27 protein-coding genes are annotated in these 21,725 nt (G+C 43.6%); 20 read left to right on the top strand and 7 right to left on the bottom strand.

The annotated features are described in order from the left end of the window. The 4 genes from ctaF to ACQ4XT_RS16890 all read left to right on the top strand — a co-directional run bounded on the left by ctaF (nt 1) and on the right by ACQ4XT_RS16890 (nt 2,707). Nucleotides 1–327 (top strand): cytochrome c oxidase subunit IVB, encoded by a 327-nt coding sequence (gene ctaF / locus ACQ4XT_RS16905; RefSeq protein ID WP_226589106.1) that lies wholly within the window; start codon nt 1–3, stop codon nt 325–327. 330 nt (nt 328–657) lie between these two features. Then, nucleotides 658–1,557: a cytochrome c oxidase assembly factor CtaG gene (ctaG, locus tag ACQ4XT_RS16900; RefSeq protein ID WP_446854670.1), complete on the top strand. Its 900-nt coding sequence runs from the start codon at nt 658–660 to the stop codon at nt 1,555–1,557. A gap of 29 nt (nt 1,558–1,586) precedes the next feature. Continuing rightward, nucleotides 1,587–2,042 (top strand): DUF420 domain-containing protein, encoded by a 456-nt coding sequence (locus ACQ4XT_RS16895; RefSeq protein WP_446854669.1) that lies wholly within the window; start codon nt 1,587–1,589, stop codon nt 2,040–2,042. A gap of 125 nt (nt 2,043–2,167) precedes the next feature. Then, the gene (locus tag ACQ4XT_RS16890; protein WP_446854668.1) at nt 2,168–2,707 is read left to right on the top strand and encodes a GNAT family N-acetyltransferase; all 540 of its coding nucleotides are present in this window, start codon (nt 2,168–2,170) and stop codon (nt 2,705–2,707) included. Between the two features lie 33 nt (nt 2,708–2,740). Here ACQ4XT_RS16890 and ytvI read toward each other — a convergent pair whose 3' ends face one another. After that, nucleotides 2,741–3,799 (bottom strand): sporulation integral membrane protein YtvI, encoded by a 1,059-nt coding sequence (gene ytvI / locus ACQ4XT_RS16885; RefSeq protein WP_446854667.1) that lies wholly within the window; start codon nt 3,797–3,799, stop codon nt 2,741–2,743. 121 nt (nt 3,800–3,920) lie between these two features. Further along, on the bottom strand, nt 3,921–4,400 hold the full coding sequence (locus ACQ4XT_RS16880) for a YugN family protein (protein ID WP_446854666.1): 480 nt from the start codon (nt 4,398–4,400) through the stop codon (nt 3,921–3,923). 208 nt (nt 4,401–4,608) lie between these two features. Between ACQ4XT_RS16880 and ACQ4XT_RS16875 the strand changes: the two genes are divergently transcribed. The 4 genes from ACQ4XT_RS16875 (at nt 4,609) to ACQ4XT_RS16860 (ending at nt 7,137) form a co-directional block, all read left to right on the top strand. After that, on the top strand, nt 4,609–5,037 hold the full coding sequence (locus ACQ4XT_RS16875) for a CBS domain-containing protein (RefSeq protein WP_160912999.1): 429 nt from the start codon (nt 4,609–4,611) through the stop codon (nt 5,035–5,037). 132 nt (nt 5,038–5,169) lie between these two features. Then, complete coding sequence (locus ACQ4XT_RS16870) at nt 5,170–6,186, top strand: CAP domain-containing protein (RefSeq protein WP_446854665.1); 1,017 nt, start codon at nt 5,170–5,172, stop codon at nt 6,184–6,186. Between the two features lie 59 nt (nt 6,187–6,245). After that, nucleotides 6,246–6,611, top strand: a complete 366-nt coding sequence (gene ylbD, locus ACQ4XT_RS16865; RefSeq protein WP_446854664.1) for a spore coat protein YlbD — start codon at nt 6,246–6,248, stop codon at nt 6,609–6,611. Nucleotides 6,612–6,693: 82 nt separating this feature from the next. Then, nucleotides 6,694–7,137: a YlbF/YmcA family competence regulator gene (locus ACQ4XT_RS16860; RefSeq protein ID WP_446854663.1), complete on the top strand. Its 444-nt coding sequence runs from the start codon at nt 6,694–6,696 to the stop codon at nt 7,135–7,137. Here ACQ4XT_RS16860 and ACQ4XT_RS16855 read toward each other — a convergent pair. Beyond that, complete coding sequence (locus tag ACQ4XT_RS16855; protein ID WP_446854662.1) at nt 7,134–7,463, bottom strand: hypothetical protein; 330 nt, start codon at nt 7,461–7,463, stop codon at nt 7,134–7,136. The genes ACQ4XT_RS16860 and ACQ4XT_RS16855 overlap by 4 nt on opposite strands. An 87-nt stretch (nt 7,464–7,550) precedes the next feature. Between ACQ4XT_RS16855 and ACQ4XT_RS16850 the strand changes: the two genes are divergently transcribed. Next, the gene (locus ACQ4XT_RS16850) at nt 7,551–7,829 is read left to right on the top strand and encodes a YlbG family protein (RefSeq protein WP_446854661.1); all 279 of its coding nucleotides are present in this window, start codon (nt 7,551–7,553) and stop codon (nt 7,827–7,829) included. A 70-nt stretch (nt 7,830–7,899) separates the two neighbouring features. Here the strand turns inward: ACQ4XT_RS16850 and ACQ4XT_RS16845 are convergent, their stop codons facing one another. Next, complete coding sequence (locus tag ACQ4XT_RS16845) at nt 7,900–8,289, bottom strand: DUF7147 family protein (protein WP_446854660.1); 390 nt, start codon at nt 8,287–8,289, stop codon at nt 7,900–7,902. Nucleotides 8,290–9,118: 829 nt separating this feature from the next. On the opposite strand from ACQ4XT_RS16845, the gene ACQ4XT_RS16840 reads away from it, so the two are divergent. The 3 genes from ACQ4XT_RS16840 (at nt 9,119) to coaD (ending at nt 12,067) form a co-directional block, all read left to right on the top strand. After that, nucleotides 9,119–10,465: a hypothetical protein gene (locus ACQ4XT_RS16840; RefSeq protein WP_446854659.1), complete on the top strand. Its 1,347-nt coding sequence runs from the start codon at nt 9,119–9,121 to the stop codon at nt 10,463–10,465. Nucleotides 10,466–11,029: 564 nt separating this feature from the next. After that, a complete protein-coding gene (rsmD, locus tag ACQ4XT_RS16835; RefSeq protein WP_446855722.1) occupies nt 11,030–11,578 on the top strand; it encodes a 16S rRNA (guanine(966)-N(2))-methyltransferase RsmD in 549 nt (182 codons plus the stop codon). A gap of 12 nt (nt 11,579–11,590) precedes the next feature. Continuing rightward, nucleotides 11,591–12,067, top strand: a complete 477-nt coding sequence (gene coaD, locus ACQ4XT_RS16830) for a pantetheine-phosphate adenylyltransferase (protein ID WP_226589140.1) — start codon at nt 11,591–11,593, stop codon at nt 12,065–12,067. 27 nt (nt 12,068–12,094) lie between these two features. Here coaD and spoVV read toward each other — a convergent pair whose 3' ends face one another. Then, nucleotides 12,095–13,306, bottom strand: coding sequence for a dipicolinic acid transporter SpoVV (spoVV, locus tag ACQ4XT_RS16825; protein WP_446854658.1), 1,212 nt, complete (start codon nt 13,304–13,306; stop codon nt 12,095–12,097). Between the two features lie 149 nt (nt 13,307–13,455). Here spoVV and ACQ4XT_RS16820 point away from each other — a divergent pair, with 149 nt between their 5' ends. Together ACQ4XT_RS16820 and ACQ4XT_RS16815 are read left to right on the top strand one after the other, a co-directional pair. Further along, complete coding sequence (locus ACQ4XT_RS16820; RefSeq protein ID WP_446854657.1) at nt 13,456–14,253, top strand: patatin-like phospholipase family protein; 798 nt, start codon at nt 13,456–13,458, stop codon at nt 14,251–14,253. After that, nucleotides 14,250–15,281, top strand: a complete 1,032-nt coding sequence (locus tag ACQ4XT_RS16815) for a SepM family pheromone-processing serine protease (RefSeq protein ID WP_446854656.1) — start codon at nt 14,250–14,252, stop codon at nt 15,279–15,281. Before ACQ4XT_RS16820 ends, ACQ4XT_RS16815 begins: the two co-directional genes overlap by 4 nt. Before the next feature lie 132 nt (nt 15,282–15,413). Here ACQ4XT_RS16815 and ACQ4XT_RS16810 read toward each other — a convergent pair whose 3' ends face one another. Then, nucleotides 15,414–16,628: a nucleotidyltransferase gene (locus ACQ4XT_RS16810; RefSeq protein WP_446854655.1), complete on the bottom strand. Its 1,215-nt coding sequence runs from the start codon at nt 16,626–16,628 to the stop codon at nt 15,414–15,416. 205 nt (nt 16,629–16,833) lie between these two features. Between ACQ4XT_RS16810 and ACQ4XT_RS16805 the strand changes: the two genes are divergently transcribed. The 4 genes from ACQ4XT_RS16805 to ACQ4XT_RS16790 all read left to right on the top strand — a co-directional run bounded on the left by ACQ4XT_RS16805 (nt 16,834) and on the right by ACQ4XT_RS16790 (nt 19,538). Next, on the top strand, nt 16,834–17,355 hold the full coding sequence (locus ACQ4XT_RS16805; RefSeq protein WP_160913018.1) for a YceD family protein: 522 nt from the start codon (nt 16,834–16,836) through the stop codon (nt 17,353–17,355). Nucleotides 17,356–17,402: 47 nt separating this feature from the next. After that, on the top strand, nt 17,403–17,576 hold the full coding sequence (gene rpmF, locus ACQ4XT_RS16800; protein ID WP_035505553.1) for a 50S ribosomal protein L32: 174 nt from the start codon (nt 17,403–17,405) through the stop codon (nt 17,574–17,576). Between the two features lie 659 nt (nt 17,577–18,235). Continuing rightward, nucleotides 18,236–18,991 carry an enoyl-CoA hydratase/isomerase family protein gene (locus ACQ4XT_RS16795; protein ID WP_446854654.1) on the top strand — a complete coding sequence of 252 codons (756 nt, stop codon included), beginning with the start codon at nt 18,236–18,238 and terminating at the stop codon, nt 18,989–18,991. A gap of 64 nt (nt 18,992–19,055) precedes the next feature. Then, nucleotides 19,056–19,538, top strand: coding sequence for an RsfA family transcriptional regulator (locus ACQ4XT_RS16790; protein WP_146818688.1), 483 nt, complete (start codon nt 19,056–19,058; stop codon nt 19,536–19,538). 83 nt (nt 19,539–19,621) lie between these two features. On the opposite strand, the gene ACQ4XT_RS16785 is transcribed toward ACQ4XT_RS16790, so the two are convergent. Next, nucleotides 19,622–20,107: an N-acetyltransferase gene (locus ACQ4XT_RS16785; protein ID WP_446854653.1), complete on the bottom strand. Its 486-nt coding sequence runs from the start codon at nt 20,105–20,107 to the stop codon at nt 19,622–19,624. Between the two features lie 159 nt (nt 20,108–20,266). On the opposite strand from ACQ4XT_RS16785, the gene ACQ4XT_RS16780 reads away from it, so the two are divergent. Both ACQ4XT_RS16780 and ACQ4XT_RS16775 read left to right on the top strand, forming a co-directional pair. After that, nucleotides 20,267–21,148, top strand: coding sequence for a ketopantoate reductase family protein (locus tag ACQ4XT_RS16780; protein ID WP_446854652.1), 882 nt, complete (start codon nt 20,267–20,269; stop codon nt 21,146–21,148). After that, nucleotides 21,145–21,528, top strand: a complete 384-nt coding sequence (locus tag ACQ4XT_RS16775) for a DUF3397 domain-containing protein (RefSeq protein ID WP_446854651.1) — start codon at nt 21,145–21,147, stop codon at nt 21,526–21,528. The genes ACQ4XT_RS16780 and ACQ4XT_RS16775 overlap by 4 nt, the downstream gene beginning before the upstream one ends. Nucleotides 21,529–21,725 lie beyond the last annotated feature (197 nt).

Raw genomic sequence — 21,725 nt, 5'->3', positions numbered from 1 at the left:
ATGGCAGATCAAACACATTCCAAACCCATTCATCACCAGGAATATGAAAAAAAGCAGCATCGTGAAGAAATGAAACAGCAGGTCCTTACCTTCGGGTTGATGATTCTGTTCACGTTGATTGCTTTTGGAATGGTTATTTTTGAAGTGAATTCTTACTTCATCATTCCGACATTGATTATCCTTGCTGTCGTTCAGGTAGCCTTTCAACTTTATTACTTCATGCACATGAAGAATAAAGGTCATAATATGGTTGCTGTCATGATGTATGGTGGCGTGGCTGTTGCTGCTTTGACCATCATCACGTTCACATCGATTATCTGGTGGTAAGTGAATAAGAGACCAAGAAAAAAGACCGGTGTTCCGGTCTTTTTTCTTTATTCTTGCTTAGGAAACTACTCATACCTAATCATCGAGGTCTGGCTCGAGCAACCAGCTCCACGCGACATAACCTTCCCATGCTGCGGAAGGAAAGAACACCTTCCCCCGGGCGTTTTGCTTATGCGTGTCGGAGCTTCCGTGGGGCTTGCGCCTTTGTTTTTCATAATAGATATGACTAAATTATGAACAATGGAAGAATTCCTTATGTCCGCTCGTTTTTTCGGCGATAATTAGGTAAAATGGAGAAGTACAAGTAAAACAATCTGGGGTGAGACACCAATGTGGTTAGAACTTCAAATTTTTGGCTTCCGCGCCTTATGGAGCCCGTATTATTTCGTATTCGTTCTGTTATTATCAGCCTTATATTTCTACATAACAGGACCTGGACGCAAGAAGGGAACGGATCGTCCGAGTGCTTTACAGCAATTCATGTTTTATAGTGGAATGGTGCTTTTATACATCGTCAAAGGATCTCCTGTAGACTTGCTTGGGCACATCATGTTTACCGCGCACATGACACAAATGGCGATTTACTTTTTGTTGTTTCCCATTCTGGTTATCAAAGGGATTCCTCTATGGATATGGGAAAAAGTTTTTGCTGTCAAAGGTATAAAGTCCGTGCTGCATCTTCTTACACGCCCATTAATATCCCTGTTGCTTTTCAACGGTCTGTTTTCCATGTACCACATGCCTGTCATTTTTGATTACGCCAAATCCAGTGACCTGGCACACACAGTGATTACAACGGTCATATTGTTCATCGCTTTTTGTATGTGGATTTCTGTCTTTCCTCCACTGGAGCATTTGGACAGGTTAAGTCCGATTTTAAAAATCGGCTTCATTTTCGCCAATGGTGTGCTAATTACACCAGCGTGTGGGTTAATCATTTTTGCTGGAGCACCGCTATATGAAACCTACTCAGAAGCTGGAGCTTGGATCCAGGCAATGAGTTTATGTGTACCAGCAGATGTTTTGAATGGTCTCGCATCGAACCTGAGTGGTCCGAATTACTTTACACCGATGCCATTGATTGAAGATCAGCAATTAGGTGGAATTATCATGAAGATTGCGCAGGAAGTGATCTTTGGTGCGATCATCGCTTATATCTTCTTTAGTTGGTTCAACAGGGAAAGAGATACGATCGATCCACTGCCGAGTCAAGTACAGACAGAATCTTAAAGTTTTGCTAGAGGGGAAGAGGTGGAAGTATGCCGTTATTGCCGACACTGAGTACATTCTTCATTGTATTAAGCGCTGTACTCGTCGCTATCGGTTGGGTACTGATTGTAAAAAATAAGAGAAGCTCGCATCGTAAAGTGATGATTGCAGCTGCCATCAGTGCTCTGACGTTTTTCATAATTTATTTAAGCCGTACCATTTTCGTTGGGAACACAAGCTTTGGTGGACCGGATGATGTGAAAATCTTTTATACGATCTTCTTGATTTTTCATATCTTCCTTGCGACGGTTGGAGCCGTATTCGGTTTAGTGACTTTGACTTTCGCTTTCAAGCGCAAAATTAAAAAACATCGTAAAATTGGACCAGTGACAAGTATTATCTGGTTTTGTACAGCTGTTACGGGTGTCGCCGTCTATATGCTGTTATACATCATCTATGATGGTGGTACGACGACAAGTATGATTAAAGCCATATTAGGGACTTAAAGAAAAACAACGAATCGTTGATCAGCGATTCGTTGTTTTTTGGTTTATCTTGTGTTGGTAGAGGGAAACAGTGTATGGATGCATAAATTTCCATGTACATAAAAATAGGAAAGGGATGACCCACAATGGAATTGAAAACAGAGAGATTACAGCTATTCCCGATTACCTTGGACCTCGCACAGACACTAATGAAAAATTCACTCGCTTTTTATTATAAGTTTCAATTGCCATGGAATAAAAACTGGCCACATGACGGTTTGAAAGCACTTATGCCCATGTATGCGGAACGTTTAGAAAATGATTCGGATCAATTGGGATTTGGCCCATGGGTCATGATTGATTCTGCAGGTGAGCATGTCATTGGGGATATCGGATTCAAAGGCAAGCCGGACAGTGAGGGTAATGTTGAGATCGGTTATCATGTTGTCGCTTCAGAAAGGAATTACGGGTATGCTTCGGAAGCCGTTCAAACCCTCTGTGAATGGGCTTTTGAGCATCCTGAGGTAGAGGGGATTGAGGCGCAGTGTGATAAGGATAATATTCCTTCACAGAAAGTGCTCATAAATAACGGATTTAACCATACAGGTAGAAGTATGGATATCCTCGTTTTTAAGAAAGAGAAAAAAATTCAACAAAAAGAGAATACGATGAATAAAGAACTTTAAAAGCCTGAAGCTTCGCTTCAGGCTTTTTTTTCCTTATAGTTTGTAGTTCCAACGTATAATGCCTGCTTCTTTGGCAGAATTGAATGCAATGACAACGAGTGGCCCCAGAATGAACCCGAGAAGTCCAATCAGTTGTAATCCTAAATACATGGCAATCAACGTGGCAAGCGGTGACAAGCCAATGTGACGACCCATCACTTTCGGTTCGACAGTCCTTCGGATGGCGAGCAGGACGATCGCCAGCAAACCAAGCTTTGTTCCAATCGCAATATCCCCGATAATGAGCATATAGACAGACCATGGCCCAAGGATGACGATTGAACCAATAATCGGGACGAAATCGATAGCCCAAATGATCAATGACATAATTAAAGCGACATCGGGCGCAATCCATAATAAGCCGATTAATGACACGAAGAAAATGATAATACTGACAAGAAACTGTGCTTTCAAGAATCCGAACACGACATAAGAGAGACGTGCATTCATGAACTTCACTTTTTCCGATGTCGCTTCTGTGAACTGGTCGTGCATTTTATTCCTCAGTCGAGGAAGTTCAAGCATGAACAAGAACAATGCGATCAAATAAACGAGAAAACTGACAAGCAGCTCAGGAATTTTTGCAGCAGCAGCGGCTATATTGGAAAGTTGAAGCTTTTCGGAAATAGCTGTTGTCGTCCGGTCGATCGCATTCATCATTTCTGCGGTCACTTTATCTACGAATTCCTTTGGCATCGATTGTGAAAAGCTGGCCATGTGATCTTCCCAGTCCAGCAGCACATTATTAATTTGATTGATGTACTGCGGGGCGTTGTCTGCCAGCTGTACAATTTGGGTGACGGCACGTGTCACAGCGAATGTTCCCAAGAGACCAAGAAAGATAAGGAACAATAAGAAAACGATCGTCACGGACATTTTCCGGTTGATCCGGAACTTAAATTGGATGAACCTTACCGCCGGATTTAGGAATAGTGCCGTAACGAAAGCGAGTATTAATGGAATAGAGACAGGTAAAATGAAATACCCTGCAATGATGAGTAGAGTGGATATTAAAATTAAAATCCACTGTTTTTTTGATAGATATCGGAACAATTTATGTATGAGTCTCCTTTCCCCCATAGACCAGTCATGAGTTCACTCTTTGCTTCCTTTTAAAAAAGTCGCTCACCATACAATGATGTGCGACTGTTGTTCATCCGGAAGATCCGGATGATTATATACGGCGATCGGAATCCGTGGATAGTTCTTCGACTTTCTTAAGAACTTCCTGGTTTTCATTCTCTTCCGCCCATTTTTTCAGCTTGTCCAGGACCACATGTTCCGGCACTTGGCTGTGGTATTTTTTTGCAGGTTCACTCACTTTGGAAACCAATGATTTCGCTTTAGAAATGATGCTGTCTGTAAACCCTTCCTGATGACCATATTCTACGCCGTGTGGATAATAGTGGCGGCCTAGAAGCGGTTTCATTAAACGCACAACAGCGTCGCCTTTATCTACATCCCCTTCAAGGGCAAATCCCTGGATGCGGATATAATAGGTAATATTTTTTTCCGGAGCGGGAATTTTATAATCGTATGTAACACGCTCATAATCCCAGGATCCTCCGAGGATGAATCCATTTCTTTCCATGATTTCTGTCAATGGCTTGTAGTCAACGACGAGACCTTCAATCCCAGTACCTTCTAATTTCATTTGTTCCACCTCGCAATTGTTATGTATCTTACCTCATTTTAGTATGAAAAGGTAATGCTTGCAATTTTGGCATGACAAACGTCCTGTCATACATTTAATATCTGTGATTACGTTCTCATTATACTATAAAAGGAAACCGGATGCATGTAATAAATTCGGTAAAACGGGGACAATAAACATTGATCATGATTAATGAGGAGGATCTTTCATGAAAAGTGTAAAAGATATCATGACAAGCGATGTCTCCATCTGTCATACGAATGACCAGTTGAGTGACGCAGCTTCTATGATGAAAGAAAAGAATGTCGGCGCTATTCCTGTTTGTGACGATCAAGGCAACCTCATGGGTATGGTGACAGACCGTGACTTGGTTATTCGTGGATATGCAGCGAAAAAACCTGATTCTACACCGATTCAACAAGTGATGAGTGATCGTATGTACAGCTGTACACCCGATTGTTCATTAGAAGAGGCGAGCAGAATCATGGCTGAACACCAGGTACGCCGTCTCCCTGTTGTGGAAAACGGGAAACTTTCCGGCATCCTTTCTCTTGGTGACTTGTCGACAGAAGAAATGTCCGACCATGCAGCAGGTGTTGCGTTGCAGGATATTTCCGAGCGTCCGGAGCTTCACTAATTACAAGGGTCTGCTTCTAAGGGAGCAGGCTCTTTTCGTCTTATGAAAGGGTGCAATCATCTCTTTCTAATCATAGCCTCCAGTTGATTCGCTTATACATAAAATAAAATAGTCTTTGATGAGGGGTCCGATATGATAAAAAAATTCGTGATCTTATGTTTGGTTACTCTTATTTTAATGGGGGTGTACCTACTATTTGACTCTCCTCTAGAGGAGCAGGTAGTTCAGGAGTTTTCAGAACCTACCATAGAAACGGTTGGCGAGCCCCAGACCGAGAAAGGTGCGGACTTTTTCTCTTTTCGTGGAGTATCCTCTGACGCCTTATTGGAGGAAATAGGGGAACCGCTGAGGAAAGACCTTAGTGAATATGGATATGATTGGTGGGTTTATGGTTCTGAAGAGGAGATCGAGATGCAGTTTGGTGTGCAGGACAGAGAAGTGGTGACAGGGGTTCTTTTTAAAATAGAGGATGGGCCCGTTCGTGTGCAAGATTCTTACGAAGAGGTCGCAGAGTCTTATCCTTTTGAATCGTCCTATCGTCTGGATAGTGAAGGAGCGTACACCTTGAAGCTGACAGAAAAGGATATCGTCGAAAGACCTGTGATCTCTTTAGGAGAACGATGGTCAGCACAGTTATACTTTGACAACGTGACCGATGAAATTTTTGCCATTCGGATGTTGAGAAATGATGTCCTTCTCAAACATCAGCCTTACAAAGTCGTATATCGAGGTACCCTTCCTATTCAAGAGGTTTTGGACAAGAAAGCATGGCAAAGAATTGAAGATGGCATGGAAGCACAAATCCTATCCATTACCAATGGCGTCCGAGCTCTCCATGAATCCGGCCCCCTTCTGGCACATGAAGAAGCCTCTTTCGTTGCTTACGCACATAGTCGGGATATGAATCAGAATAAGTATTTTTCTCACTATTCGCAGAATGGAGAAGGTTTGAAAGAGCGACTGGGTGAAATATCCTATGTGCGAGCTGGTGAAAATATTGCTTCCCAATATGTAGATGCTACCGCAGCGGTTCATGGATGGCTGAACAGTCCAGGACACAGAAAAGCCCTTCTTGATCCTCTTTATACACACCTGGGAGTAGGCGTTCATCAGCGGTATTATACACAGAATTTCTTGACTGTCCCATGAACGCCCGTTTCTTTTCTGCATAGGCTATACTGTAGTTCTTACAGTGAGGTGTAAAAGGGATGAGTACAAATGAATTGCACCCGAGCGTCCAGCAGTTCAAAGCCTTTGTCAACAAACACTCAAAAGTGAAGGGCGAGTTGAGGAAAAATCATAAATTGATCCAAAGTTATTACGAGAAGTATATGATCCTCGGCGAAGATGACCCTTTTTGGGATTCTCTTCCATCTGAAAAAAAAGAAAGTGCTACAGCAAAGATGGACTGGATCAAGCAGCTGGGTGGCCTGATGGAAGAAATCAATTGGGAAGAGGTTTCAAGGCAAATCGATGAACTGAACGGAGCAATAGGGCAATTTCAACAGCTGATCACCAATGTCAAGAAAGAATCAGGAAAGAATCAGAAGGAAATGGAATACCCTTATTATTAAAAAACAGGGCAGATGGAAAAGATCTTTCATTTCCATCTGCTTTCCTATTTGATAAGATAGAAAGTGGAGGTGGACATGTACTATGCTAGCTACAATGGAGATTGTCGATCTGCTGGACCACTCGGAATCGATTGGCCAGATGGTCATGCATTCAGACACCATGCAAGAGTACCAAGAGGCAAAGAATGCTCTTGAGAACGATAAAGAGGCGCAAAGGCTCATTAAAAGCTTTGCAGATATGAAAGAACACTATGAGGATGTGCAACGTTTCGGACGTTATCATCCCGATTACAATACCATCATGAAAAAAGTCCGCTCCGTAAAAAGAGAGATGGACATGCATGAAACGGTAGCCCACTTTAAAAAAGCTGAACGCAATATCCAGAAACTGCTGGATGAAATCAGCGAAAGTGTAGCTTTCAGTGTAAGTGAGCAAATCAAAGTGCCGAAAAATGGCATGGCGCTTACCGACACAGGTTGCAGTGGTGGATGCGGAAGTGGCGGCAGCTGTGGTTGCGCATCTTAAGGATCAGTAAAACGAATACAGTCGTCGCATAAGTTCCCACAGCAGAACATTTTACGCTGGGGAACTAAAAAGCGGACACGATAAACATAGAGCGCCTGATTCTTGCGTACATAGCTCATCGCAAGAGTCAGGCGTTTTCCTTTCATCGCCTTCGATGCACACCACTTTAATGTTTCTTCCACATCTTTCTTCGTTGTACCTTTTTCCGGCTGCAAATAGACGAAAGGAATACCAGCGACCTTTTTTAAAATCACCGTATGGATTTTGTCCGATTTTTGTAAGAGCTCTTCAAAAACAAGGGATGCCCGTTCATGGTCTGTGAGCATGAACACCAACCTCCTCATTGCCGTAAGCGGGGATATTTGGTAAACTGACGTTAATCTATTATGTTCGATGGGGAGTAGAGTCAAACAATGATCCGAACGAAACGACAAGGACTAATCGTATATTTTCAACATATGAAAAACATCCGACAGATCAAGAAACATGGACATTTGATCCACGCATCTAAAAAAATGAAGTATGCCTTATTGTATGTGAATCAGGAAGATATCGAGTTTAAAATGGAAAAACTTGAACGCTTACCATTCGTTTCCCGTGTCGTACCCTCTTATAAACCGGAGGTTCGCACAGAATATGAAGGGGCGAAGCCTGACAAAGCCAAACAGTACGATTATAAGATGGGCATCTGATCTACAAAAAAAGCGTCTGCTTCTTGAGCGGACGCTTTTTTGATGCTGTAAAGCCCATAATGGTGATGCTTCAGCTTAATGGTGCAATAAATTTATTCATTCGAAGAATCCCGATTAGATGCTGGTAAAAAAGCTCGGTTTCAGGAAAGAGGTTGGAAGGTTTGATGGTGAATTCGGCGATTTCTTTTCCTGCCTGTTCGACCATTTCTTTATACATATCAAAGCGTTGGTTCGGCTTTTCATGCGGGTTGGGCACGCCTTCCCTGCAAATATAGATGGGCTGGAATTTATCGTTATGCGCAGGCTTCATCACTAAAGATAAGGAAGCGACGGGTACGCCGTTTTTTTCACTGTAAAAAGCGATGGCATGCTGAATACGTTCAGGCATCCGCGTGCCGAGGTCGATCAGTTCATAAATATCCGCATACCCTTCGCCAAGTTCGATGAATTTTTGTATCATAGATATGTACATCCTTTCTTATCAGCTCTGATACTCATTGATTATTAGTTATTCAAGTATATGGACGGATTGTGTAAGACTCAGTAACGAGATGTTTCCGGGGTTCGTTACCCTGTTGGGCGTCAGGGGTGGCTGGGAAGCAACTCGTCTAGCTCCATCGCCCAGACACTCGCGTCATAAGCCGAACAGCAAAGGAATGAAAAGCACATTCCGTTGCTGTTCGGCTTATGCCAGTCGTGTCTACCAGGGCGATTCCGCATTTGAACACTTTCCTGTGGGGGAGCGCCGAGCTTCCTCAGGCTATCGCCTTGCGGGATCTCGCCTATCTCCTTCTCCCACGGGAGTCTCGCAGCTTCCCAACCACCCCATTCGATGTAAGAGAGAAACGAACCCTTCACTGGGAAGGTGCCTTCCACTATCTCGGTTTCATAAGTATAAAGTCTCTATTATCAGCTTTCCGCATGAAGAATAGGGCTTTTGGAGTTAATCGCTCTCCAATTACCATGTGACTAAAGCAGCTTATTCCGAATGGGGTTTCGAGGTATTTATATGGCCAAGGGGCGGAGGGGAATGGCGAGACTCCTGCGGGAAAAAAGTGCATGGTGAGACCCCACAGGACGCAGTCCGAGGAGGCTCAACGCGCTCCCGCGGAAAGCGAGTCATCCCCCGATGCCCCCTTCCACTCAACTAACGTCTCGAAACGGAGTCTTCAAGAATAGGGAGCTTATCAGGAATAAACATTGAGATTTACCAGAGCAGACTATTAAACAATCAAATTAAAGGTAGCACGAAACTTTGTGCATGTAAATTGGAAAAGGAGGGGAGCAGGATGAAGCGCATATGGATTCCGCTCACTTTACTTCTCAGTGTGTCCACCCTCATGCTTCTTTATCAGTGGGACCGAGCAGAAGCGGGTAGTGAAAAGGTCAGCAATTATCTTAATCTGGACGTTACTATGACGGTCAGTGAGAACAAGCTGCAGTTCGCTTATACATATGAACATTTAAAACCAGGAATCTATACGCTTGAGGTTCCGGAAAAAGCAGCAGGAATCGGGTGTTCACAAAAAGAGTCACCCTGTCGTATAACCAATCAAGCAACCCCTGATATGATTATAGAAACCGAAGGAGAAGTTCTTGTAGATTATACAATGCCAATGCCCGAGAACGAGGTCATCCATGATTGGTTGCTTGTATTGAAAAAAGAAAATCGTGTGATGCAGTCCCCATTTTCATTGACCATACATGATTTGGATGAGATGAAAGACCCATGGCTTGTTCCTTCCGCTAAAAAAAGTGATATCCCAATGGAGAACCTGCGTTATTATAAGTTTCCCTCCATGGATGAATCATTGCCTCTTATAAGAAAAGGAGAAGCCTCCTTATGGAAAAAAGGAAATAGTATAGTTACATATGAAGCAGGAACAGAACTTTCGGTTGAAGTCAAACAGGAGTTACAATCCTTTATAGAGTCGACAGGTCCTGTTTTGATTCAGCTGGATCAGTCCGAAACTAAAGTGTCGGACAACCTTATAAAGATAGAAGGAAGAAATGTAAAGAAGATGCAAGCAGAATATGTAGTGGCACATTTGAGAAATGTCACTGGAGAAAAAAAACCTTGGGAGTTGAAGACCCTCTTAGATGTTTTTACAGAAAAGCAAACAGTGATGGCCAATGAAATAGCAGCCTCGCTATCCAATGAAGAGCTTACGTTATGGAAGAAACATCTGCTGGGAGCTGAAAACGTAGAGGATTTAGGACTATTCCTTGATCGCGCATTGTCTACCGTGTACGGAGCAGAAACCTCCTATTTTCAAGACTTTGACGCTCCTACAAAAGATAACCTCTACTTCGTGGAAGACAAACGTGTTTTTTATAATGAGCAGCTTGTCACAAATCATTTTGTTCATTATCATGGAGCGCCCTATGTTTCATTAATCGATATCAGCACTGTACTGGATTATGAACTTACGGAAATCGAGAAAAGCGCGGTCTATCGTTTAGAGGTTATTGGAAATGAGTATCGCTTTTATGTTGATCAACCGACGTTTATCGTTAATAAAGAAAGTTTTGGTATGGGGGAGGAGTTATTGATCATGGTCGAGAATTCTCCGTATATAAAGTGGCAGGATTTTCAGGAGTTGTTTGATATATCCCTTACGACCAAACCGTATTAATGGCAAAAAAAATAGGGTCGCCCATCACGGGCGACCCTGCTTTTCTGATTCATCAGAGATGAAACAAAAAAGTAAAGGGAGAGGAGAAACCGGAGGAAGAGCTTATGGGGATGTAAGCCTTCTCCGTTTTCAGAAGCAGTATCATCCGCTTCAAGTGCTAGTATGTACGTTGCTGAACTTGATTATTCACTGGTTTTAAAAAAATGTACAATATTATGTAGTTTTCGGGCTCACAGGGTCCTTCCACACCCTAATCATCCGGTTCCAGTGCCCTGGGAGACACTCGAGGCATAAGCAACTCTGCTCTGTGGCAAAGCCCGTCACTCCGCAGATTTGCTTATGCTTGTCGTGTCTCCCAGGGCACTTCCACACCCTATCCCATCCAGCTCCAGTGCCTAGCCCCTCGAGGTCTTAAGCCCAAATGTTCCGTGAAGAAAAACGCTTCACTGCACATTTGTTCTTAAGCTTGTCGGGGCTGCCCAAGGCACTTCCGCTTTAGAACTTCCCTGCGACGTCTGTTTTGTGGTAGGATTATGGGGAATGATGACAAGTGAGGTGTACAGGATGCGAGTGATTGCTGGTGAATTTAAGGGACGTCCGTTGAAATCTGTCCCTACACATAAAACCAGACCGACGACAGATAAGGTGAAGGAAGCGGTCTTTCATGGAATTGGACCATTTTTTGAGGGTGGTAAAGCTTTGGATCTATTCGCTGGGAGCGGTGGTCTTGGTATCGAAGCTTTGAGCCGTGGTGTGGACTCTTGTGTGTTCGTCGATCAACAGCAAAAAGCGATCCAAACCATTTATGAAAATATAAAAACGCTCAACATCAATGAGCGTACTGAAGTTTTTAAAACCGATGCCATGCGCGCAATCAAGGCGGCTGGAAAACGGGGATTGACGTTCGATTATATTTTCCTGGATCCACCCTATAAGAAGTTTTCTTATCAGGACTTAATGGAAGCGCTTTTAGAATTTGATTTGGTTGCAGCTCATGCGACCATCGTTTGTGAACACGATGCTTCAGAGAAAATACCTGAAGAAGTGGGGCGTCTGAAACGTATGAAAACCGATCATTACGGGAGTAATATTGGTGTATCGATTTTTGAGTAAGGAGAGAAGGGTATGACACGTATTGCGATTTGCCCGGGAAGTTTCGATCCCGTTACATATGGACATTTGGATATTATCCGAAGAGGGGCGAAAGTCTTTGATCACGTCATTGTGGCTGTTTTCAACAATCAAAGTAAATCTCCTCTATTTGATGTGAACGAACGCAAAGAATTGCTGGAAGAAGTAACAAAAGATATCGGCAATGTATCCGTAGATGCCTGCAGTGGCCTTTTGATGGATTATGCGGAGGAAAAAGGAGCGCATGCGATTATTCGAGGTTTGAGGGCCGTGAGTGACTTTGAATATGAAATGCAGATCACTTCCATGAACCGGAAATTGAATGAAGACATTGAAACGTTTTTCGTAATGACAAACAATCAATATTCTTTCTTGAGTTCAAGCATCGTTAAAGAGGTGGCCAAATACCGAGCGAACATCAGTGACCTTGTTCCTCCGCCCGTAGAAAAAGCTCTTTCAGAAAAATTTTAAAGGTAAAACAAAAACGATCTCTACGAATTATATGCGTAGGGATCGTTTTTTTGTTTTCCGCTCACTGTTCCATTTCACCCCGATCATAAGCATGATCATGAGCAAAGTAATCGGCGGTCCGTAATGATTGAAAAATTCGAGAATGGGGGTTGTGAAGTTTTCGTTCGGATTCCAGATCGGCATGCTTTGTTGTTGAAAAGGACGGTAAATGAAATACAACACATATATCAGACCTGCAGCAACAAATCCATGAGCAATCCTTGCGAGTGCATACGGTTTGAACCCAATGTCCGTTTCGGCGAGGATGCTTGCGATTTGTGCCTGAATGGAAAACCCGTGAAAACCGAGAATGAAGCTTACGATCAAAAGCTGAGCGAGCAATGGCTCATGCGTTTCAGTAATCGCACCGATACCGGTTGTAAGTTCCAACATACCGGCAGTAAAGGGAACATGAAAGGTTTCCGGCAGTCCTGTATAAAAGAGCAAATGCGAAAAAATATGAATGGCTCCCGTCTGCTTCAACAATTCCGTGAGAACAGAAAAAAGCATAATAAAACCACCGACCATAAGAAGCGTGTCTACTGAACGTGTTACCGCATCACCCATCAATTTCCCCAGCGTCCGGCCATCCTCGAGCCGGGATTGGTGCATTTTACCGAAAGCATCCTTCCATGAAGCAGAACCCCGGTCCATGCTTCGTTCCTGGTCCTTCCTTTTATAAAAGCGCATACCAATGCCCACTAGGAAATTCCCACCGTAATGGGCTATGGCAATGAGAATTCCAAGGCTTGCATCGTGGAAGAAGCCTACAGCGATCGCCCCGAAAATGAAAAGTGGACTGGATGCGTTGGTGAAGGCGACAAGTCTCTCAGCTTCTGCACGGGTTACTTGTCCTTTCTTACGCAGATCGGCGGTCCATTTCGCTCCGGATGGATAGCCACTTGCCATTCCCATCACCCAAACGAACCCGCCACAACCAGGGACATTGAACAATGGTCTCATAAACCGTTCACTAAGGGCGCCGAGCCCGTGGACAACACCGAAGCCGATTAAAAATTCTGCCGTAATAAAAAATGGTAAAAGGGAAGGGAAGACGATTTCCCACCAAAGATCAAGGCCCCTGAGACTAGCGGACAGGGCATCACGTGGATATAAAATCAAGGAAACCGCAAGCGCCGAAGCGAGCAGCGTCAATGCGAAGGTTTTCAATTTGGAAATCGAGAACGCCTCCTTAGACATGGGTGTTTTCTGTACTTCTCATCATAGGAATAGTAGAATGGGTATAGATTTCGACGCGTGCTCACAGGTTGTCTATATTCCATGTGTACGCTCATAAGGGAATGGTTTATTCCATAAAATAAACCACATGGATGAAGGAGGAATGACGAGTGGCGAGACCAAAGATCGGATTGGCTTTAGGTTCTGGAGGAGCACGTGGTTTTGCACACTTGGGTGTTCTGAAGGTCCTCCGTGAACATGATATTCCCGTTGATTTCATTGCAGGAAGCAGCATGGGGGCGCTCGTCGGCTCTTTTTTTGCTGCCGGACAAAGAATCGAAGATATGTATAAACTCGCCTTTACGTTTAAACGGAAGTATTATTTGGATTTCACCGTTCCGAAAATGGGATTCGTGCAAGGGAAAAGGATCAAAGAATACATCCGGCTTTTCACGTTCGGAAAGAACATTGAGGATTTTCAAACACCAATGTCCATTGTCGCCACGGATCTTTATGCAGGAGAGAAAAAAATCTTTACGACAGGTCCTGCCAGTGAAGCAGTCAGGGCAAGCATTGCGATTCCCGGGATCTTTGTTCCAGAAAAAATTGAAGATCGTCTATATATTGACGGTGGGGTCATTGACCGTGTACCTGTATCCGTGGTGAAAGATATGGGGGCCGCATTCATTATTGCTGTGGATTGTGCGCATTTTGATTCCGACCCAAACATTAATTCCATCTATGATGTCATCACACAGAGCATCGATATTATGCAGGATGAATTAGTCACAGCGATTGGTGTCTCCTCTGATGCAGATGTGATGATCAAGCCGGATGTATCGAAGTTCAGCTCCCGGGCTTTTACGAAGATCCAGGAAATTGTAGAGGCGGGGGAGAAAGCAGCGGAAGAAGTTATAGAAGAAATAAAGAAGAAGCTCGCTGCGTGGAAGGAGTCAAATGACGAATGAAAGCAAATCGTAGACTGATTATTACCGGAATAATAACCGTACTTATCGTGGCATTTCTGGGGGCTTTCCGCCTCCCTTATTATATTTATAAGCCGGGAACAGCGGATGCGCTGAATGACATTGTCGAAGTCGAAGGCGGTTTCGACAGTGAAGGGGACATGCACCTTGTAACCGTACGTGGTGGACAAGCGACACCCATTCAATGGGTCCTTGCCCAGGTACGTCCATTCCATCAAATCTATCCTATAGAAGACATCCGTCCGGAAGGGGTTTCGGAGGAAGAGTACTTCCATGCGCAGCTACAAATGATGGAATCATCTCAAGAAGCCTCCAAAGTCGTCGCCTATCAAGCAGCCGGCAAAGAAATTGACATCAACTACGAAGGCGTTTATGTCATGAACGTAATCGAAGGCATGCCGGCGGAAGAAATCTTAGAAACGGGCGATCAGATTGTGAAAGTCGATGGACAGGACATTCAAGAGACAAGCGACTTGATCGACTATGTGAGCAACAAGGGCGAAGGGGAGTCTGTGATGCTTACCATTGTGAGAGATGAGGAAACAATCGAACGGGAACTTGAACTGGCTCCTTTCCCTGATAACCCTGACAAAGTCGGTGTCGGCATTTCCCTTGTGACTGACCGGACGGTGGATGTGAATCCGAAAGTGAATGTTAAAAGTGGTGAAATCGGAGGGCCGAGTGCCGGGTTGATGTTTTCACTGGAAATTTACGATCAATTGACAGAACCGGATATCACAAAAGGATATGAAATTGCAGGTACTGGAGAAATCAATTATGAAGGACAGGTAGGCAGAATCGGAGGCATTGATAAGAAAGTGGTAGCCGCTTCTGATCATGGTGCCGATATTTTCTTTGCTCCGAATGAAGAGGGAAGAGAAGGGTCCAATTATCAAATCGCTAAAGAAACGGCGGAAGAAATCGATACCGAAATGAAAGTCGTTCCCGTGGATACATTCCAGGATGCGCTGGATTATCTGCAGGAATTAGAACCGAAACAGGAAGCATAAAAAACAGCCGCTCCGAAGGAGGAGCGGCTGTTTTTATCATGGAATCAATTCTATACTGTGAACTTTTATTAGTTGTAAGCTCCCGTAAAACCGCATCGAGTACGCTCCTAGGGGAGATGTATGCTATACCGGTTAAGAATGGATTACAGGTGGTCCGTATTCTCGTTTCAGTTGATCCACTCTACGCTCAGGAGTTAAGACACTGTAATAAGCAGCAGCGGCTCTGGCTTCCAAGGTTAGCAGTTCATGTTCCAACTGCTGAGGTTGAGTGATGAGCGGGATAGAGGCTTCTTTTTTTACGGAACGTAAATATTTTTTTCCAGTTTCTGACATGCCCAGGACCCTTGCGTAAGGAGGCGGTGTTTCTCTTAAAAGAACGCGCGCCTCTTGCTTGTCCGTTCCAACAAGGATATGGGCAAGGGTTCGCTGAAGTCTTGTCCACGTGTACCTCTTCGTCTTTAATGATGAGATAAACTGATGGAACGTTGCAGCTTCTTTGATTGTCCTTTTTAAACGATATTCCAAACCTTCGTCGACCCCATGGAAACAGCGGAGGGTACTTTCCTCCATTGTCATGATCTTGTATTGAAGCAGGTGAAAATAAGCTTCCCAATCGTGCCAGAGACCCTGGCTGTTTTTGTACTGATGTAAAACCTCTCTCGTCGAAGGGGGAAGAGACTGTTCAGCCTTTTCTGTCATCCGACCTTCTTCAAACAGTTCTTTTCGAATGCTCGTAGCACTTGCAATCTTTCCATGGATCTCTTCATCATGGTAGTGATTATTTTTTCGTAAGACGGTAAGTGGTTTGATATCAGGAGCATAAGTAAGAAGTTGTTTTACGTAACTGTAACCAAGAATGTTATTCGGCTGTGTGAGGTCAATGGAACCGGAGGGGAAAGCAATGGATTCATATCCAAGGCGGGAGGCCTCTGGATAGGCATATCCTTCATTCAAATACCTTCTGACGGTCACATCATACTCTTCCTGGTGTTTGTTCATATGCTCAAAGGCCTCTGTGAAAGCAGCGATTCTGCCGTTTTCACTCCCGAAACAAACGCTGTCCACTCCAACTTCTGCAAGCGTCTGGATAGCTCCCTGGCTGAAATAATCGCTGTGTTGAACCGCATAAAGGAAAGGAAGCTCAAGGACAAGGTCGGCACCACCATGAAGGGCGGCTTTTGTACGATGCCATTTATCGATGATAGCAGGCTCTCCGCGCTGTAAAAAGTTACCACTCATGATAGCGATCATGCAGTCGGCCTCTGCATGTTTTTTCGATTCTTCCAAATGATAAAGATGTCCATTATGAAAAGGATTATATTCAACAACTACTCCACATGATTTCACAAAAGATCCTCCCATCTGATTCTTTACTATTGAACAAGTGTTTGGTTTATTTTATCATGATACTATGGAAATTTCGCATTCCTGACCGTGAAATATGAGAATCTTACTAAAACCGCACGAGAATAAGGATATGCTGTAAAGAAAAAATATTGACAAATCAGCGAAATCCTTTTACAATAACTCTTGTTGCCATGAGGTGATAACTATGAAATTTCCTCTACAAAAACTCAAGCAGACAGGTGATGAGCCGTTCTACTTTGAGGATGACGTAGATATTCGCGAATTAGCACAACTGAACAATGACATTCGCAGGATTTCCCCTGTTCATGTCAAAGGTCAAGCAATGACTCGAGGAAATGATATAACGGTAACTTTTTCAATTGATGGAGAAATGGTGTTGCCTTGTGCCCGAACGTTAGTTGATGTGACTTATCCATTTCACATTGATGCTCTGGAGGCATTTAATCTGTCACCTTACCATACAGAAGAAGATGACTCTGAAGTTCATTCCGTGAATGGAGAAGTGCTTGACTTAACGCCTTATATCAAGGAAAATGTACAGTTGGAGATTCCGACTCGCGTTTTTTCCAATGATGATGAGGCTCATGAAGCAGCCCCCCAGGAAGGGAAAGGCTGGCAGGTGGTTACAGAGGAACCAGAGGAAAAGAAAGTGGATCCTCGAATGGCTAAACTGCAATCATTATTAAATGAAGAAGAGAACGAGTAAAACAATATGTTATGGTTCTCAGAAATCCCTTAAAGGAGGTGTACAACATGGCAGTACCTAAGCGTAAAACGTCTAAGAAAGTCAAAAACCAACGTCGTACTCACAAAAAACTTCACGCACCAGGAATGGTTCAGTGTGATAACTGTGGCGAGTACTCAAAACCACACCATGTTTGCAAATCTTGTGGACAATATAATGGAAAACAAGTGGTAAACGACTAAGTTTATCAAAAAAAGGCCTGACATCCGTCAGGTCTTTTTTTATGTCCACAAACTCTTCCACTAACGCCCCCTTTTCTTGAAGACTCAGTTTCGAGATGCTTTTGGGTTTCGTTGCTGAGTTTGAGCGTCAGGGGTGGCTGGGAAGCTACTCGCTTTCCTGCGGGGATGACGGCTCCGCTCTGTGGGGTCTCGCCAGCCCATCCATTCCCGCGGGAGTCTCGCAGCTTCCCAACCACCCCATTCGATGAATGTGAGAAACGAACCCCTTTACTAATTTGGATTGCCTTCCACTATACTACTGTAATAAGCATAAAGCGCGCTGCATCAAGCTCCCAGGATTCAAATGCCTGGGCATGGGAGTTTTATCCTTATACTCCCACCAAGCTGAATAACAGCATATTCTAGAAGTGGTTTCGAGACACTTATACGGCTAAGGGGCGGAGGGGAACGGTAAGACTCCTATGGGACGTGTGGGACAGGTGAGACCCCGGAAGGCGTAGCCTGAGGAGGCTCACCGCCCGCCCCATGGACAGCGAACTGTTTCCCGGAGCCCCTACACGCGCACAAACATCTCGAAATCGAGTATTATACAATCCTGCCATATAGTTGAACAAATTCTATAAATTTCTGGTACATTAGTATAGGAAGGGGTGGAGGTAGTGTCACAACTAATTTTAGTAGAGAAAAAAGAAGGCTATGCGGTTTTAACCTTGAACCGGCCGGAAAAGATGAATGCCATTTCTAAACAAATGACGAAAGAATTTTATCAAGCAATTATAGAGTTGAAGAAAGAAAACCTGAAGTTCCTTGTCGTCACGGGTGCTGGTGATCGTGCTTTTTGTGCAGGGGGAGACTTGCGTGAACTTCATGGAGAAATGAATGCTGAAGAAGCTTACGCGACGCTGCATCCGATGAAAGAAGTCCTGTATGAATTGGCTACGTTCCCTGTCCCAACGATTGCCGTATTAAACGGCCAAGCAAGGGGAGGCGGATGTGAAATTGCTACGGCCTGTGATTTTAGATATGGAATAGAGAACGCTTCTTTTGGTTTCGTGCAAGCTAATTTAGGCATTATCCCTGGATGGGGAGGAGGCACTCTCCTATATCAGCGGGTAAACTGTGACATAGCAGCTCATTGGTTAATGGATGCTGACATGTACTCAGCGGAGCGAGTCTATCGAATAGGATGGTTACATAAGATGATTACAGTAAACTGGGGTGAAGAAATTTTTTCATCGTTTCTCACTAAAACCCCTGAACAAATGAGAATCTTTAAGCAACAGTTTTTGGATCACTTAGATTTCCAAACACTCTCTGAACGTATGGGGCGTGAGGTTAAGCAATGCTCCTTATTATGGGAGTCGGAGGAGCATAAAGAAGCGGTTCGAAACTTTGAAGCTAAGAGAAAAAGATGAGAAATGGGATTCTATCAATCATTCCTCCTGCATAACTATAAGCAAACGATAGAGGAGGGATGCTATGGATGCCCCTAGACAAGATGCCTGGAAGGACGAGGAAGATCTTTTATTGGCAACGACGGTTTTAAAGCACATTCGTGAAGGGAAGACGCAGCTGGAAGCTTTCCAGGAAGTGGCTGAACAATTGCACAGGACGCCGGCTGCCTGTGGATTCAGATGGAATGCGACTGTAAGGAAAGAATATCAGAAAGAGATCCAGGAAGCGAAAAACAGCCGTAAAGCCACACGGACAATTTATTCATCCTCCAAGTCTTCTGACGATGCACCCATGTCTTTGGACGCGGCTATCTCGTTTCTGAAAGAAATGAGATCCAAGCAGTTTGAAGATTATGGGAAAGAGAATTTAGAAACCCAGCTGAAAAAGCTCAATGAAGATAATGAGAAGCTTAGAGAAGAATTGAAACAGTGGGAAGCTGCGTGGAATGAAATGGATAAACTTGTGCATTGGGTAAGAGAAAAAAGAAAAAGTGAGAGTGGTGTTTGAACGATTCTTTCACCTGCCATTCATATTATTTACCATCATAAATAAAGGCCCCTACAACATTGTGTAGCGGCCTCATTCATATTTTATGCGTTTATATCTCTTTCTTCCACGCCTGAAGGCATCCAGATCAATGGATTCTCCCCGAGGTCGCGTTCTACATCATAATTAGCTTTCTGGAAACCCATCTTCTCCCAAAATCCATGAGAATTGATTCTAGGATTCGTTTTAATTGGCAGATCAAAGCTTTTAGCGAATTCTACGAGCGCTTTTCCATATCCGAGCCCGCGGTAATCCGGAAGAACCTCAAGTTTCCACAGTTCCAGGTAGTCCTGGGAAGGAGTGAAATAATGATCATACTTCGCTTTCACTCGATATAAACTCATGCGGGCAACTAAAGCGCTTCCATAATACACTCCGTAAAATGGCGACTCACTATCGTTTTCCACAATATTGCTCTCTAAGTCCTCGAGCATCGCAAGTTCCTGGTTCCCATATTCTTTGAACCGCTTAAACTCCTCAAGTGTCTTATAGTTGACCAACAAAGGTTGAACTCTTGTTTTCGTCATCATGAAAGAATCCCCTTTCAAATATCTGTCTATATCCATATTATAATATAAAAATTTTCAGAATGAAATGAATAATAATACATTGGACAAGAATCGACTGCAATATCGTTTAGGAATCTGCTACAATAGTGAAGCAGATTAGTACGAAATGAGGAGAGAATCATGAAAATCGGTATCATAGGGGCTGGTTCCATAGGATTATTGGCAGGGGCCTATTTAGGTGAACAGCACGAAGTGCATATGTTTGTTAAAAAGGAAGAACAAAGAAAAACCCTTGCGGAGGAAGGCATAATATGCGAACAGTTCACAGAACCTGTGCCCGTTTATGCGCATCTTGTTACACAAATGAGAGAAGGTTACGACTTATGGGTGGTTACCATCAAACAACATGCGATGGATGACTTTTTAGAACAAGACCTTCCTAGTGACGCCCCATATTTATTCCTTCAAAACGGGATGGGGCATTTGGAGAAACTATCACGAACCAGTTTGAAAAGCGCTGTCGGTGTCATCGAACACGGGGCATTAGCTAAAAGTTCAAACGAAGTCGATCATAGAGGGATAGGAAATATTCAAATAGCCGCCTATAGAAGAATGGAGCCCACTCATGGAAGATCCCTGGCAAAAGAATTACATACAGCAAACTTTCCGGTCGTTTATAAAGAACAATATGAGCCTATGTTAAAGAGCAAATTAATCATAAACACGGTGATTAATCCTCTTACTGCACTTTTCTCTCAACCAAATCGTTCTATCCTCACGAATCCATCCATAAATGAACTGGCCCGCATGTTGTGCAAAGAAGCTTGCTCCGTTCTAGGCCTTTCCTTTTTTGAAGAATGGGAGCGGGTGAAAAGAATCGCCGAAACAACAGGAGAAAATCATTCCTCGATGTTAAAGGACATCACGGAAAACAGGCTGACAGAAGTGGACAGCATCAGTGGCTACATCCTCGATCATGGGAAAAACCCACTTCCTTACCATCACTTCGTCGTGCATGCCATTCATGCACTCGAATATGAAAGGGGGATGCGAAAAAGATGAGTGATCTGATTATCTATACGATTGCGTTTCTGCTTACCCTGCCTATTCCTTTCCTGGTGGTTTTCTACTTATGTGCGAGAAAGTGGAGCAAGCATAAGTTAAAAGCCTTGCACCGTACAGCGAACTATACTGCGCCTATCTTTATTATGTCGGTTCATGTTCTCCTTACCGTCTTGTTTGACCGCAGCTTTCTTCCGTTCATCATTATCTTCCTTTTGATCCTCTTAGGTATGTCGATGGTAGCGCAATACAAAATAAACGAAGAAGTCCGGCTCTTCCGCGCGCTCAAAGGATTCTGGCGTGTGAGTTTCCTCTTATTCATTCTATTCTATATGGGCTTGAGTACCTTTGGACTCGTAACAAGAGTCTTTTTCAGTTAGTGCCTGAACAAAGCTTTTACATGAATTCCTCAGTCCGACATAAAATAATGAAAGCAATTGATAAGCACAGCCCAAAGAAAAAGGCTGTGCTTATACATGTTAAAGACTTCTTCACATGTTAGTTTTCCTTATTAGTTATTAAAGAATATGGCAGGATTGTGGAAGACTCGTTTTCGAGATGTTTGTGTGGATTTAGG

The organism is Halobacillus sp. 12SKB (genome assembly GCF_052941655.1).
The sequence above is the reverse complement of the archived record's forward strand: the minus strand, read 5'-3'. Positions and strand labels throughout refer to the sequence as shown.